Genomic DNA, 15,015 nt, shown 5'->3' on the forward strand with positions numbered 1-15,015 from the left:
TGTGATTATGCCGACCCCAACGCAGCGATCGCCGCCGCCAGAGCCCGTTCAGAGGCAATGGTCGGCATAATCCCGAGGTCGGCATAGTAGAGATTGCACATCGGTCAGGCTTCGGTCCGAGGGTGGCGCGGCTGCAACGCCAATTGTAGCAGAGTAGCGGAAGGACGCCGGCCCGCCTTGGCGCATTTGCGGCAGCGCAGCCGACTGGCGAGATCGTGCACGTAGGTGGTCGGCGGATGCTTCATCGCAGCGAGGTCAACGTCGCTCGGCGTCTTGCAGCGCGCGCACTGAATCTCCAGCCAGGGGAAGCCTCCATTCACGGCTTGGTCGATTGTCGGGGACGGATCAATCGGCTCTCCGTCGGACCACATGCGTTCGTTCCAACTCTCGCATAGCAGCTTGTCCGCCTGCTGGATGAGGGCTTCTCCCTTTGCCCGCATCTCCGCCGATCGGCTGGCCAGGATGTTGGCCATTGCCCGCGCCTTGCCGAGTTCTTTCGCCAGAGCCTTTCGGTCGCCGCCCGACAGGGGCGTAGGGTGATACTTCGGGGCCATCCGGACATCCAGGCGCAAACAGATCGGATCGGCAATCCAGAGCGGGCTACGGCGTCTCGAAAGCCGGCCAGCACCCGTCTTCTTCATGCCTGCCGGTGCGCTGCTGGCAGGTGTTGTTGAGCAGCCGCTGCGCGACGTCCTTCCAGACCGCGTTGCCGCCATACAATCGGACTGCATCGGCGGTCTGGATTTCCACGGTTCGCTCGCAGCGGCGGCAGGAGATGCGCAGGACGTGGCGCTGAATGTCCGAAAGACGCCGCTGCCGCATCTGGGCCCCGGTCGCCTCGGCGCGCGGGTCTTTGAGGACCGATTCCCAGTATTCGGCTGGGAGCGGCGCATCTGGAGCCGCAGCGGGGAGAGCTGGTCTGCGGGCGGCTTCAGCGGCCAGTTTTTCCATCTGCTTCGGGGTCGGCATGCGCCAGCTCGCGGGTCGGTCGGTCATTCCGAATTAGAACATAAAGTGAACAAAAGTCGAGTCCGCTTGGGCAGGCATCCGAGAAAAAATCGTCCTGTTGGGAAGGCTGCGATGTCGGAACCAAGCAGGGTCATTCGTCTTGAATCCAGCGTCAGTTTTGGAGTTCCCCGTCATGGCCCCCCGCGCTAACTGGAAAGGCTTCCCTTTCCCTTGTCACCTGTCCGGTAGCGCTCTATCCGGCCACGTCGGAATCCGAAAAGGTCTCCTTCAATCAGCTCAACCGGAAGACCGGCCACCGGATCAAGTACGCAAAGGTTGATGCCGACACCGGTGAAGAGGTCGCCAACGAGGACATCGTCAAGGGCTACAAGGTCGACACCGACACCTTCATCGAGGTGACGAAGGAGGAGCTCGAGAATGTCGCGCTGGAATCGACGCGAACCATCGAGATCGACGAGTTCGTCGACCGCAGCGAGATCGACCCGAGATATCTGATCCGTCCCTACTACCTGGTGCCGGATGGGAAAGTCGGTCACGACGCATTCGCGGTCATCCGCGAAACGATCCGGGAGATGAACAGGGTTGCGATCGGTCGCGTGGTGCTGACCAATCGGGAGCACATCATTGCACTCGATCCGTTGGACAAGGGCTTGATGGGAACGTTGCTGCGCTATCCCTACGAAGTCCGTTCCGAGAAGGAGTATTTCGACGACATTCAGGACGTGAAGGTCACGAAAGACATGCTCGATCTCGCCAAACACATCGTCAATCAGAAGGCGGGTCACTTCGAGCCGGACAAGTTCGAAGACCAGTACGAAACCGCCCTCATCGATCTGATCAACCAGAAGCGAGCCGGCAAGACCGTCACCGCGAAAGAACGCCCTCGGGGCGAGAACGTCGTGGACCTGATGGACGCGCTGCGCAAAAGCATTGGAGGAGCGGCGACCGCGAAAGAGGCGCCGAAGAAGTCAGCCAAGAAGCCGCGCAAGGCGGTAGCCGGCCAGAAGGAAATGCTGATGCCGATCGCCGGCAAGAAGCCGAAGGAAGCCGCCGCTAAGAAGTCGGTGTCCAAGCCGCAGCGGAAGTCGGCCTAGCGTGCGCGATGGCTTCGCGTAAGCCGCAAAGCGCGGGGCTACTCCTGTTTCGAGGACACGCCACCGATCTCGAAGTCTTGCTCGGTCATCCAGGCGGACCATTTTGGCAGAACAAGGATGACGGAGCCTGGAGCATCCCGAAAGGTCTGATCGGCGCCGATGAAGCGCCGCTGTCCGCCGCCCGGCGCGAATTCGCCGAAGAAACTGGACACGACCCCGAGGGACCTTTCTTGCCACTCGGAGAGGCACGGCAACCGGGCGGCAAGGTCGTCCAGGCGTGGGCCGTCGAAGGCGATTGGGATGCCGCGCTCATCCGCAGCAACACCTTCGAGATGGAGTGGCCGCCACGTTCCGGACGCCGTCGGGCCTTTCCGGAAATCGACCGTGCGGCTTGGTTCGCCGTTGCCGACGCGAGACGGAAAATTCTCAAGGGACAGGCGATTTTCGTCGATCGATTGCTCGAGGCGCTGGCAGAAGGACGATGAACTACGCGATGTGTGCCGGCCTGCCCGCTCAACCTTTCGCGGTGATCCAGTCGATGCGGCCAGATGTCATGTACACTATCGCGCCGCGCTGTGCGCCCAAGACATGAAGATACTGACCGAGTTGCTCTCGATAGGCCAGGCGGTTTTGTCCGCTAGGCGCAACATCGCTTTTCCAATCGAACACGACCAGATCACCGTCGTCGGACAGAGCGACTGCATCGGCGCGGCCAGAAATCAGTTCGCCGGCGCCTGCGGTCGTTGCGCCGTACAACGGCACTTCCGGAACGAACCGATGAATGAACGGCTGCAATTCGGGCAGGGTGAAGGTGCGAAGGGCGGTGTCCGCCATCTCGTCGGCATCGGGCTTGCCGTTTTCCGCCACGTCCGTCGCGAGTTGCTGGCAAAGGAGGTGAGCCCTTTCTCTCATCTCGCCTGCTTTCGCGGCGAGCTCTCCGGTCGCCAGCTCCTCCATAAGCTTGTGCAGGATGATGCCGCGCAGGCGACTTCCCTGGATCAGCACCGGGGCGTCGAGCGCTGCATTTTCGGCGGAATCCGGGAGCTGCGTCGACAGGACATCCGGATCGCTCTCGCTGGGCTTGATCCATCCGATCGCCGGAAAGCCTCGCTCGATCCGCGACTGTTCTTCGGCGAAGACCTCCGCCGACTGTCGATTCTCGCCCGATTTAGGTGCAGTGACGACCGCGCGCGGAAGCTTCGAGACATCCAGTTCGGGGATGTCGCCGAGGCCGAAGTCGAGCTGTTTCGCCCAGGACTTCTCGTCGCACCAGGTGAAGTCGGGAATGACGAGCAATTCCATGGCGCGCGTGCAAGCCACGTAGAGCAGCCGAAGGTTCTCGTCGCGCTTTTCCTGGTTCTCTCCTTGCAGCGCGCTCTCCAGCGTGGGCGGCGTCACCTGACCGAGTGCCCAGTGCAGGCTCTCGTCGATCCGGCGGTATACAAAGGGTTCGGGCGGACGCGGCATCGAGGCTCGGTTGATGGGAATGACGACCGGCCACTCAAGGCCTTTCGAGCTGTGGACCGTCACGATCTCGATGGATCGGCCATCCGCTTCGACGATGCCCTCGGCGAAGCCGGTGCCGGCCGACCAATCTTCGTCCAGGTCCCGCGCGAACTGCACGAACCCCCGCACTCCATAGTTCCGGGCGCGCTCGAGCAGACCGTCGACGTTGGCGAGCGAGCGGGCGGCTTGATCCGCACTGCGCCCGGCGACGACGGCCCGCACTCGAAGTCGCTCGATCGCTTCGGCGAGCAGCAGCGCAGGCGAGGTGACGCGCAGCCGGAGTCGAAGGTCGCGCAATATGCCGAGTACCTCTCGCGCGAGATCGTTTTGCACGATCGCCGGGTCGGTGTTTAGCGAGAGGCGGGCCGACACGCTGCCCGGCGGAACGGGCAGGCTTGCAGTGATCGTGAGCAAATCCTGCTCGGAGAGACCCACCAAGGGCCCTCGCAGAAGGGCGCCCAAGGCCAGCGTGTCGCGCGGGTCGACGATACTTCGCACGAGCGCGACGAGATCCTGGGCCTCCTGTCGCTTGAAAAGGTTTTTGCCGGCTTGCGACGCGAAGGGTAGCCCGGCCTCCTCGAGTGCTCGCTCGTAGCGCCACAGCTCGGTTGAGACGGGCGCCAACAGGGCGATGTCCCCTGGCGTCAGGCGCCTACTGCCGCCGTTGTTCAACTTGAGTTCGACGTTGCCGATCAAGCGGCTGCAGATCTCGGCAACAACGCGCGCCTCTTCGTCCCGGCTGGTGTCGATTCGAGTATTCGGCAGCAGATCGACGGATACTTTGGCGACGCTCGGAAAGCCGTGATCTGCGTCGTCTCTCGTGCCCTGCAGTGCAACGTACCCAGCCTGTTGCGCGGCGAGCGGTCCCGCGAAGCAGCCGTTGATGTGTTCAAGGATGCGCGGTCTCGAGCGAAAATTCGCTGTGACCCGAAGAACGTTGTCGGGAAACTGGGCCTCGATCGCGTTCCGTACCATGAGGTAGGTGGCGAGATCGGCTCCCCGGAAACGGTAGATGGCTTGCTTGGGATCGCCGACCAGGAAGAGTTGCCCAGGTCTCAGGCGCCGGTGTTGCCAAGCAGCACCGGCGGATCCGTCCGATCCAGCCAAAAGAAATTGGATCTCCGCCTGCACCGGGTCCGTGTCCTGAAACTCGTCCACCAGTATGCGCGAGAAGTGCTCGCCCGCGGCGGCCCGTACCTCGGGATATCGGCGAAGGACCTCGCGGCAAGTAAACAGCAGGTCGTCGAAATCCATCACCGCCGCTCGCCGCTTGAACGCGTCGTATTCCGCAAGAAGCCCGTCGAGCTCGGACGAAAACACGCTGATGATCGCAGTTGCGATCCGGCCCATCAGCGTGCCGTAGGCTTCGCGGCATCGCGCATAATGCTCTTCGGCCTGGTCGGCGAGAGGTCCGCCCTCTACGTCACCCTTGGCGCGTTTCCAAATCGAACGTCGCCTGTATTCGCGGAGATCGAACGATTTGGATCGCATCAAGGACAGCGTCGCGGGATGCGCCGCGTCCCACAACCGCGCGAAGTCGAGGCCCGCCGCAAAGCTGCGCTCGAAGTGCGCAGCCAGCGCTTCGAGATCGGCGATATCGCTTTCGGCGTCGCGCGGTCCCCCGACACGGTCGTCCCAGCGACGGAATTCGCGAACGTTCTCCCCGAAGCCGAGGTGAGCGTCGGCATCCAGGTCGGGCGACAGGGGGCGCGCATTCCGGTGGCGTCGCCTCGATTTGGCGAAGTCGCGCAGGAGCTTCTCGGCTCCGGTCGGATCCTTTCGCGCCACCACCGTGATCGCATCATCGGCCGGACGGGGCTCGTCGAGCCGATCGCGCCACCAATGATCGAAGATCGCGTCGAATATGAAATCGGCCTGATCGCGATCGAGAATCTCTGCCCCGGGATCGATCGCTGCCTCGACGGAATAGGTCCGCAGCAGGTCGTGGCAGAATCCGTGTATGGTCGAGCATGTCAACTCGTCCAGTAGCTCGCTCGCCTTCTCCAGCGATCTCCGCTGCGCCGCCTTCAGTTTCGACGGAATGCACAACCGCATTTCGTCCGGAACGGTTCCGGAGAGCAGGGAGTCGAGGTAGTGAGCGATCCGTTGGCGGAGCTCGCCGGCGGCGAGCTCGGTGAAAGTGATCGCCGCGATAGACCTCGGAGCCGCGCCGCCGGCGAGCAGCATAACCACCCGCCCTGCCAGCAGCGACGTCTTTCCAGTGCCTGCGGCGGCTTCGACCAGGAGCGTCGAATCGAGCTCGGTCAGTGCGCGGCGGCGGTCGCCGTCGTCGTTGCGCTGCGTCATGCCATGCTCCAGAATTTGGAGATTCCTCCCGCAGCACGGTCGAATGCTATGCGTTTGCGACGTTCGTAACCGGGCGAGGCTGGAAAGGCCAATCGAAGGTCGTTCGACCTGTCGTAGGCGAGCCTTCCGGGTACCGCGTTTCCTCGATCCAGTATTGCTACCACCTCGCTCACGAAGTCGCCGATCCGGACGATTGCCGCATCGACATCCTGCAATCGGACCTCGAACGGCTCACCAGCCAGATACAGCAACCTCGCCAAGACCCGCGGCTCTTCTTCGAGCAGTTGCCGGCACGCAAGCGCGTACAAGGCGCGTTGCAATTCGGCGCCGCCGCCGATCACGATGCGGGCTGCGTTCTTGGGCGGTGCTCCCGTTTTGTAGTCGGTTATCCTGACCGCAAATGGATTGTTTCGCATGTCGAGGCGGTCGATCGTGCCGCGCAAACTAACGGGCGTGCCCGGTATTTTGACCGGTATCGTCGGATCCCACGGCAGCTCGCGACCGGCTTCGAAGCCGGCGGATTGACCGAAGGCCACCTCGGTCCAACTGCGCGTGCCGTCTTCGTTGATGTCCTTTCGAAGCAGGCCCGCCAGCGCCATCGCTTTTGCGTAGTCGACGGTATTGGTCCATAGCAGCCTCGGCGGGACTGGACGTTCGAGGGGCCACGCGGCGTGAACGACCTTGCTCGCCTCGTCGAGCGCGTTTTCGATCTGGATGTCGGACGCCTTCGCGTATCCAGGTTCCGGTTCGAGGGCATCGACGGCGCGTCGAAGCAGCTCGTGCACCAGCTTGCCGAATTCGTCGGGCGCGATCGTCAGCGGCTGCTCCCGCTCCTGGGGGACGTCGAAACCGAGAGCGTACTTCCAGACGAATCCCAGCGGGTCTCGCAGGAGCCGTTGCAACGATGTCGCCGACTGGATCCTCCCGACCGAACGCTTGACGGCGGGATGACCCGGCTGGAAGCATCCGTCGTGGTCCGTGAGGCGCTCGACGTGCCAGTCATGCCAGCACCGGCCAGCCGAACCGACCTGATCGATGCCGGCTGCCTCTTCGGGGCGGGCCAGAAGCCGGTCGGAATGGTTGAAGGCATGCTCGGGAATCCGCTCGCGTGGAAGGACGGTCTCTTTGCGGTTCTGCAGCAGCGGGCTGCGACCGACACGACCGCCTTGCGGGCCTCGCCGGCCGCGCGAAAGGACGGCGCTTCCGGACGCGGCAGCGAGGATGACAGCGAAATGCCTTCGGTCCGCACGCGATACCGGATCGACGTCGAAGGCGTTGGCCGGAAGGACATGGTCGGGCAAAATCGGATCTTCTCCGCTTCCCCGCGGCCAACCTCGGTTCGTGAGTCCGAGCAGCCGCACGTGGGGTCGGGGTGCAGCGGCGAGGTCGCCGGCTGGGCACCACACGACGGCATCGGCCGCATCCGTATCCGACGCGAGACGTATGCCCCGCAACGACAACTCGATGGCATCAGTCGGTGCGGAACGGATTGCGGCCTGCCAAATCCGGAGCGAGCGTCCATGGAGAAACATTGCCGCCGCCTCGTCCGCCGCGTCCGGTCCTTTCGCGAGCAACTCCAGGAGGCGCACGGTGGCGTCGGCGGAAACCCGTCCAGGCGCTTGGCGGTGTGCCGTATCGAGCGCGCGCCTCCAATCCGTCACGCTCGATAGCGCCGCGCCGCGCGGTATGGCGTCCAGCCAACGGTCCGGGAGTTCGTCCGGCGGTAGGCCTTGTCCCCGGGTCACGGCGAACAACCGGCGAGCGCGCTGCTGACTCAAGCCGTGCATCAGGACGTCGGCCAAGGCCGCGCAGCGTTGCCCGTCGCGCGAGGCGAGTGCGGAAACTCCATGGGAAAAGTGAAGGCGGAAGCCGGTGCCTTCGGAGCATGCGAGAAAGTGATCGTCCCACGCCGTCGTGTTAGCCGAGGCGATCGCGATTTCGTTGGGTTTCGCCATGCCCGAAGCGATGAGTTGCCGCGCCCATCTCAAGCTCTCGACCACCTCGTGGCGGACGTCGGCGCACGAAACGACGGTGGGCTGGTTGGTGGACGCCGGATCCAGCCGCACGATCGTGCCACCGAACCAGCCGCCGTCGGTTTCGGCAGGCGCGATCCACTCGACTGGGACGACCTGGCGAAGCGCCTCGATCAGCGGTCGCCAGACCGGCGCGATAAAGGACAATCCGTCGATGCGCACCTCACCGATGATCCGAGGCGCATGCCGAACGCGCTTTAGCGCGGCGTCGCGCAATTCCCGTGGCGTCATCGCTGCCGGAGGCAAGCGCGATTTCAGTCTGGCCTCTATCCGAGACATGTCCCCGATCCGACGGTGACTGTGACGGCCCGGCGCCGAGAGATCAAAGTCCGCCGACCAGATCTTCTTCAGGGTCCGGAACACCGCCCGCGTCATGCCCGGCAGATGTCGCACGCGCTCGAGCTCGTCGAAGCCGCCTTCGTCGAGCGCCTCCTGAATCGCGGGCTCCAAATCATCGGCAGAAGCCGGAATCGCGAAACCACCGGCGAGCCTTGCGGCGACCTGTGGCAAGTTCAGGATCTGGAGACCGCAGTCGTTGGCCTGCGCCGCCGCGAAGCGGCGCATCTGGAACGCCAGGCGCCCTTCGATCACTGCGGTCCGGAGCGTGGGTAGACGATCGTCGTTCAACTGCCCGTGTCCTTTTTCACGCGATGCAAGTGTCCGCGGTCTTGGTCGATTAGGAATGGCGACTGAATGGTTTGTCAGGTCAGCCGGTCGCGGTGTGCTAACGGTGCCGCCTATCGTGGATCGCCAACCATGGACCAGAACTCCCGCTCCTGCTCCGCCTCAAGTTCCTCGAGCGATACGGAGATGAGAGAGAACTCGAGATTGTACATCGGGATCTGCCACTCATTGTACAGTGTCCCGGCATGTTCGGCGTTGGCTGTATCCAGAATTAGGCCCTCGGCGTGCAACCGCGTCAGCAATTGCTCCGTCAGCTTTTTGCCGTCGTGATGATCTTCCTTCTCCCTGTACTCCAGGCTGCCCCAGATAGCCGACACCGCCTTCAATCCGGCGGTCGCGAACATGCCGACCTGCTCCATGGCCTCGGCGACAAGGAGTGCGCGCGGCCGGAACGATCCGAAGTAACCGTAAGGTGGATCGCGTGGCGCGCTCCATTCCAGTGTGCCGTCCTGATAGGCCTCGACGTCGGCATAGAGCAGGCTCTCGCGCTGATATATGGCCCAATTGGGCGCGATGTATTCGCCGGCGTGCCCTTCGAGATAGTGACCGTGTCGTTGCCGATCCACGTACTCGCGAAGCTCGGCGAGATGCGTCGGTTTCCACAAAACTGCTTCGGCATAGATCAACCGCGCAAGATGATTGTAGAACCAACCGACGATCTTATTCAGACGGGACGCAATGAGTTTTGGTGGGCAACGCACCGCGTCGATCAGGATCAGGATCTTGGCGGCCTCTTCGTCCGCATAATTCTCCAAGACTTTTGCTTCCCGACTGTGCGCCTGAAGTTTTTCCGCGGCGACCCAGAAGCCCTGCGCACTCCGCAGGATGACCGGCAGGCCTTCGGCGATGAACGCCAATCTTTCGGCATCATCGAGCTGGCATAGACGCCTTGCCTGATGGAGCCCGATGTCAGGCCCTTTGGGCCGCTTCTTTGCGTTGTCCATTGCGCCGTCCGCCTCGATCTCGTTCTATTGCGCCGACGCTTCGCGTCTCGCCAGGCGCCCAAGTCCGACTGCTACCAACCAAAGGATGAGAAGCGAGGCGATGAAGCCGGCGCTCATGAACAGCACCGAATCGACCGAGATAGGCAAGGCGAATTGAAAGTCCCTCCAGGTGCGGCTCGCAATGTCCTGGTCGTAGCCGTTCGCAAACGCGGCGACGCGGGTGAACGAGCCTGGCTTGCTCATCGCGGATTGCTGCGCTCGCAGCTTGGCCAGGCGATCGATCGTCTCCGACATTCTGGTCGCCTGGTCGCGGATAAGCTGTTCTTGATTTCGGCCCATCAGCGCCAGCGCGCCGGGGCGATCGTACCCCGAACGTCGAGAGTCCTCGTCGAAGTGACTTACGATGCGATCGAGTTCGTCGATGGCTCCGCCGAGGCGCTGGGCATACTGCTGTGCGAACTCCGGCGCCTGACCGAATAAGGCAGCGGCGATCAGTGAGATTGCAACAAGCAGCCACGTGCGCATCTTGGCGCTCCTTATCCAGCCGCGCCCAATGCCGCCAGCGAATCCGCAATGATGTCGTTGCGATCGATGTCTTTGTTGGCCCCGAAATCGAACACCCGAGTGATCCTCCTTCCATCCCAGCGAAAACGATAGTGGGCGCCCTGAATGCCGCGCTCGATCAGGACGTCACTATTGAACACACTAAGAAACTCGTGGCCCGGCAACTCGGCCATCTTGAAGATCACGCCTTGCACGTCTTCCTCGTACATGCGTTGCCCAAGCAATCGTCGTGCGCCTTGCGTGGTGTCGGGCGGTAGTCCGCGAAGATCGACGAAGTTCCCGACGACCTTGTTCGTGATCATCCGCATGTCGACGCCACATGCGGGCTCGTCCGTGCGCGAGAGAAATTCCTCTCGGCGCAGAATTGCCCGCGCGAGGGCACCGCGCTCGTCCGCCGCCAGCTCCAAGACAGAGTAGGGCGGAGGAAGGCAGTAGGAGCCTTCAGGCATCGGATAGGCGAACGGAGCGTGGTTCCAGTTCTGTAGCTTCGGCGAATTGGCGTCCGCCGATACATCGCCGCCGGTGAAGCGGGATTTCGCGGCAAGGCGCGGATTGGTAATTGTTTCGAGATCGGCGGCGAGCGCTTGCATCTCGCGAGATCCGAACTGCTCGTAGATGTCGATCGTCGGATATTTTGACGGAAACAATCGGCGGTACTGTCCGTCGATCGAAATCTGCGGATACACTGGTGGTTACCCTCCGCGCTGGGCATCGACGTACTGTCGTACCCTGATGATGTCGCTCAGATTGCCGCTCAGCATCACATCGAGGGCCGTGGCCCCCTCCAAGTACCGGTTTGGCCGTCGGATCCAGCTCACGACGGCCTCCGAGGAGTCGAGCAGGATGCTGAGGGCCTTATAAATCGATCCGAGGTGTGAGATCCGCTCGAGCGTGTCAGCGGACACATCGCCACCGTCCTTGCGCCAGCGGAAAAAGGTCGAGCGTGCCGGAGATCCCAGCAACTTAATCTGCTGTTCGGTGCTCAAATCCCAGATTTCCGCAAGTTTGAAGAAGAAGTCGAGAGAGGTTGGCTGACCCCCACGGGGTCGTTCGCTGGTCTCCGTGTGGTTTCCCGGGTGCATTCGCCCTCCATGGCATAGTGTCAATTCGGACTTGATTTGCAAAATCAGTCCTATTAGATACAGTCCCATAACGGACTGATTCGTGATCATCCGTCCCTTCCGGGATTTCGTCAAGACCTGGGCACCCGTCCGTGTGCCCGGAAATGGAGAGACTCATGGATACGGTGCTGACGAGTTCCCATGGCGAGCAGGCGGAAGCCCGCTCGTTCGAAGCCCAGATCGGCGACGCCAACTTCGACTTTGCCGCCGTCGCGCTCGATGACGCCAAGGTCACCGGCGCCCAGGTCTGCATGGCCGCCGGCCGGCACCCGCTCGAGGATTACGTCGTGCTGCGGCATCTCGGGACGGGCGAGCTGGAATCGCTGCGCCCCACCGAGACCTCCGATCTCGACAAGACCAAGGTCAACCGCTTCTTCGTGATCAAGGGCGGCGACACTCACCGGTTCTTCGTCGAGGGCTTGGCGATGGAATGGCCCCACGACAAGCTGATTGCTTCGCAGATCAAGTTCCTCGCCGGCGCCGGCGACGATCAGGCGCTGTCGCTGGAACGTCCGGGCGTCGATCAGGTCTTCGAGGACGACGACGAAGTCGACATCGGCGGGGGCGGGGTCGAACGCTTCAAGCTCCGGCACCGCAAGAAGACCGTGACGGTGATCTATGGCGGCGATGTCGAGTTCGAACTCGAGCGCCGCATCTACACCACCGAGGAGTTGATGGCGGTGTTCGGCGTGCCCGCCGGCTACAAGCTGGACATCATCGGCATCGATGGCGTCTTCCGCGAGATGGCGCCGGGCGAACGCCTCAAGGTCAAGGACGGAATGGAATTCGCGTCCCATCCGCCGGTGGGACAGTCGTCGTGACCACCGAGCTTCAACTCGCGGCGCTGCGGCGGATCAACCGCGGCGCCGAACTCTGGGACGAGGGAGGTCAACCCCTCGTCTATCTGCCGGCGATGAAAGTACAGCACAACGGAGGCACGGCGACGGTCGACGGCCTGCTCTGCCCGCGTAGCCATGGCAGCTACACCACCCGCCTCTTCCTGTCGCAGTCCTTTCCGAACCGCGGTCAGAATTGGACCGTCCATCAGATCATGGGCAGGGCTTGGCACACGATGTCTTACAACTACGTGCCGGCATCACTGCGCTGGGCCGAGATCCTCGCCATTCACCTGGGGCAACTCAAATGAAGGTAGCACTGAAGATTACGGGTCCGATGCTGGACCGCGTCCGGCGCGATCTCGCGCGCCCCCATTTTTTCGCGCACGAGCGCGTCGGCTTCCTGACGGCAGGCGCCGCCGCCGCGCCGGGCGGGTTGATGCTGCTGGTTCGCGGATACATGCCGGTCGCCGACGAGGATTACGAAGTCGCCCCGGGCGTCGGTGCGCGGATCGGATCCAACGCAATGCGCAAGGCCGCGCAATCGGCCTACCGACCCGCGTCGACGCTGCTGCACGTCCATACCCACGGCGGGCGCGGCCTTCCCGGGTTCAGCGGCGTCGACCTGAAGAGCGGCAACGAATTCGTTCCGGGCTTCTTCCAGTCCTGCCCGAAGATGCCGCACGGTCTCCTGGTGCTGAGCGACAATGGCGCGACGGGCCTGCTCTGGCTCGAACCCGGCAAACCTTCCGTATCGATCGACCGCTTCATCCGAGTCGATCAGCCGATCGTCGAACAATGGGGTACGACATATGAGCTGGCTTGACCGACAGAGCTTTCTGGGCGCCAAGAGCGAACAGCGGTTGGCGGACGCGACCGTCGGCCTGGTGGGCCTCGGAGGTGGCAATTCGCACGTCGCCCAGCAGCTCGCGCATGTCGGCATCGGCAATTTCGTGCTGATCGACGCCGACCTGATCTCGCTGACCAATCTCAATAGGCTGATCGGCGGCACCTGGTGGTACGTGCTCAAGCGGACCGCGAAGGTCGCGATCATGAAAAGGATGATCCTCGCGATCAATCCGAAGGCGCGCGTCGAGATCTATCGCAAGCAATGGCAGCTCGCGGGCGACGCGCTGAAGCGCTGCGAGGTCATCGTGGGCGGTCTCGACAACGTGCGCAGCAAGGACGAACTCGACGCCTTCTGCCGGCGTTTCCTGATCCCGTACATCGATCAGGGTATGGACGTGCACAAGCTCGGCGGGCATGGTCACCTGGTTGCAGGCCAGGTGGTGCTGTCCGAGCCCGGCAGCCCGTGCCTGCGCTGCACGGGCGTCGTTACCGACGCGGCGCTTGTGGAAGAGTCCCGCAGGTACGGCGCCGCCGGCGGGCGTCCACAAGTGGTGTGGTCGAACGGCGTGCTCGCCTCGCTCGCGGTCGGTTTGGTCGTGCAGTTGATCACGCCGTGGAGCCGACGTACCAGGCCGGGAGCCTACCTCTCATATGATGGCAATTCGGGCTTGGTGGTGGAGGCCGAACGATTTCGGCGCTGGTCGGCTTCCTGCACGCATTACCCGAATGCTGCGGTCGGCGACATGACCTTCGATATCCGCAAATACATGGCAGGGGAAAATAGTGCAGGTCAGCCGCGCGTTTCGTTGGTGGAGCGCATCCGGCTGTACTTTCGGGCCATGAAAAACAATATGCTAGTTTAGGTCAGCAGAGGATAAGGTTTCCTCCAATTCTGAGACCTATGAAAAATGCCAGGCGGTTCTCGCGGGATGGCCTGCATCACGTTCGCTCAGGTCTTTCACTGCGTCGGCGCGTGCGACCAGAGCCGCACCGGGCTCTCGTGAACCGAGCCGCGGAGCGTCTCGGCCTTGCGGCTTCGATCCCTCGCGCAGGAGCTTCGGTGCTCCTCGCCGGGGGCACTCGGGAAAGGGGCTCGCCTGCGGCGATCGCTATCACTGCCCCGTTCCCGGGTGCCCTCTTAACCGGTCTCGTCGCTGCACTCGGACCCGCGTGCCCCTTCGGGTCGCTATGCTCACGCTCTCCGGGTGCCATATCTCGAAGGCGATGCGCCCCTGGCGCACGCCTGATCAGGCCTGTGGCCTGGCATATTGCGAAGAGGCTGAGAGTAAGAGTGCAGGCTGGGCTTTTCCGTGACGGGTTACAAGCTGCGAGACAGGCTCGCGGTGCCCGTCGCGGAGACCCGCGATGTCAAACCCTACTGCTTGCGCGCGCGCCGGCCAGGACCGCGCGAACCTCTATACCGAAATCACCGACAAGATCATCGCCGAGCTTGAGGCCGGACGCGTCCCCCTGGGTTCAGCCCTGGGGTACGGCCGCGGCGAAAGCGCCGCTGGCCATGCCGAAAAATGCGTCGACCAACCGGCAATACAGTGGCGTTAACACCCTCATCCTCTGGGGAGCCGTGATCGAACGCGGATTCACCGGGCAAAGTTGGCTCACTTTTCGCCAGGCGCTCTCGCTTGGCGGCCACGTTCGCAAGGGAGAGCGCGGCACCACTGTTGTCTACGCGGATCGTTTCGTGCCGAATGACGAAAAGCGGCGCGCCGCCAAGACCGGCGAAGATGCGCAGGCGATTCCATTCCTCAAACGATTTACCGTTTTCAACACTGATCAGTGCGAGGAACTATCCGACGGCATTGCCACCGCGGCGCCGCCACCGCCGGCTGGCCTCATTGAGCCCACGGTCGACGCCCTGATCAAGGCTAGCGGGATTGCCTTTCGGATCGGTGGAGATCGCGCATTCTATGCAACAGCCGAAGACTATGTTCAGGTCCCACCGCCGCATGCCTATTTCGAACCCATCAACTGGCACCGCACCGCGTTGCATGAACTCGGTCATAATGCCGCGATCCAGATTATGCCGCATGGCCTCTGTTGGAGGCTGGATATCCCGGTGTTGGCCATGCGGCTGTTCGGCATAATCAGAG

At 62.9% G+C, this 15,015-nt stretch carries 13 protein-coding genes and 2 pseudogenes; 7 read left to right on the plus strand and 8 right to left on the minus strand.

What is annotated here, in order from left to right:
• Positions 1–104: 104 nt before the first annotated feature.
• Positions 105–554, minus strand: coding sequence for a hypothetical protein (locus ABID58_RS36710; RefSeq protein WP_354037711.1), 450 nt, complete (start codon positions 552–554; stop codon positions 105–107).
• Positions 555–600: 46 nt separating this feature from the next.
• Entirely contained in the window at positions 601–996 is a 396-nt protein-coding gene (locus ABID58_RS36715) for a hypothetical protein (RefSeq protein ID WP_354037712.1), read from the minus strand.
• A gap of 145 nt (positions 997–1,141) precedes the next feature.
• On the opposite strand from ABID58_RS36715, the pseudogene ku reads away from it, so the two are divergent.
• Both ku and ABID58_RS36725 read left to right on the plus strand, forming a co-directional pair.
• Positions 1,142–2,063: pseudogene (gene ku / locus ABID58_RS36720) on the plus strand (non-homologous end joining protein Ku).
• A gap of 8 nt (positions 2,064–2,071) precedes the next feature.
• Positions 2,072–2,548: an NUDIX hydrolase gene (locus ABID58_RS36725; protein WP_354037713.1), complete on the plus strand. Its 477-nt coding sequence runs from the start codon at positions 2,072–2,074 to the stop codon at positions 2,546–2,548.
• A 28-nt stretch (positions 2,549–2,576) separates the two neighbouring features.
• Here ABID58_RS36725 and ABID58_RS36730 read toward each other — a convergent pair whose 3' ends face one another.
• From ABID58_RS36730 to ABID58_RS36755, 6 genes are all read right to left on the minus strand, one after another.
• The gene (locus ABID58_RS36730; RefSeq protein ID WP_354037714.1) at positions 2,577–5,876 is read right to left on the minus strand and encodes a UvrD-helicase domain-containing protein; all 3,300 of its coding nucleotides are present in this window, start codon (positions 5,874–5,876) and stop codon (positions 2,577–2,579) included.
• Entirely contained in the window at positions 5,873–8,536 is a 2,664-nt protein-coding gene (locus ABID58_RS36735; RefSeq protein WP_354037715.1) for a PD-(D/E)XK nuclease family protein, read from the minus strand. The genes ABID58_RS36730 and ABID58_RS36735 overlap by 4 nt, the downstream gene beginning before the upstream one ends.
• A gap of 110 nt (positions 8,537–8,646) precedes the next feature.
• A complete protein-coding gene (locus tag ABID58_RS36740) occupies positions 8,647–9,537 on the minus strand; it encodes a hypothetical protein (RefSeq protein WP_354037716.1) in 891 nt (296 codons plus the stop codon).
• 24 nt (positions 9,538–9,561) lie between these two features.
• Positions 9,562–10,062 carry a DUF2937 family protein gene (locus ABID58_RS36745; protein ID WP_354037717.1) on the minus strand — a complete coding sequence of 167 codons (501 nt, stop codon included), beginning with the start codon at positions 10,060–10,062 and terminating at the stop codon, positions 9,562–9,564.
• A gap of 11 nt (positions 10,063–10,073) precedes the next feature.
• Entirely contained in the window at positions 10,074–10,787 is a 714-nt protein-coding gene (locus ABID58_RS36750; protein ID WP_354037718.1) for an RES family NAD+ phosphorylase, read from the minus strand.
• Positions 10,788–10,793: 6 nt separating this feature from the next.
• Entirely contained in the window at positions 10,794–11,273 is a 480-nt protein-coding gene (locus ABID58_RS36755; RefSeq protein WP_354037719.1) for an antitoxin Xre/MbcA/ParS toxin-binding domain-containing protein, read from the minus strand.
• A 65-nt stretch (positions 11,274–11,338) separates the two neighbouring features.
• Here ABID58_RS36755 and ABID58_RS36760 point away from each other — a divergent pair, with 65 nt between their 5' ends.
• The 5 genes and pseudogenes from ABID58_RS36760 to ABID58_RS36780 all read left to right on the plus strand — a co-directional run.
• On the plus strand, positions 11,339–12,043 hold the full coding sequence (locus tag ABID58_RS36760; protein WP_354037720.1) for a multiubiquitin domain-containing protein: 705 nt from the start codon (positions 11,339–11,341) through the stop codon (positions 12,041–12,043).
• Positions 12,040–12,369 (plus strand): hypothetical protein, encoded by a 330-nt coding sequence (locus tag ABID58_RS36765; protein ID WP_354037721.1) that lies wholly within the window; start codon positions 12,040–12,042, stop codon positions 12,367–12,369. Before ABID58_RS36760 ends, ABID58_RS36765 begins: the two co-directional genes overlap by 4 nt.
• Positions 12,370–12,395: 26 nt before the next feature.
• On the plus strand, positions 12,396–12,884 hold the full coding sequence (locus tag ABID58_RS36770; protein ID WP_354037722.1) for a hypothetical protein: 489 nt from the start codon (positions 12,396–12,398) through the stop codon (positions 12,882–12,884).
• Positions 12,871–13,770: a HesA/MoeB/ThiF family protein gene (locus ABID58_RS36775; RefSeq protein ID WP_354037723.1), complete on the plus strand. Its 900-nt coding sequence runs from the start codon at positions 12,871–12,873 to the stop codon at positions 13,768–13,770. Before ABID58_RS36770 ends, ABID58_RS36775 begins: the two co-directional genes overlap by 14 nt.
• Positions 13,771–14,272: 502 nt before the next feature.
• A pseudogene (locus ABID58_RS36780) lies at positions 14,273–15,015 on the plus strand (ArdC family protein); the annotation flags it as partial.

It is taken from the genome of Bradyrhizobium sp. S3.2.6 (genome assembly GCF_040546885.1).
Taxonomy (GTDB): Bacteria; Pseudomonadota; Alphaproteobacteria; order Rhizobiales; family Xanthobacteraceae; genus Bradyrhizobium; species Bradyrhizobium cytisi.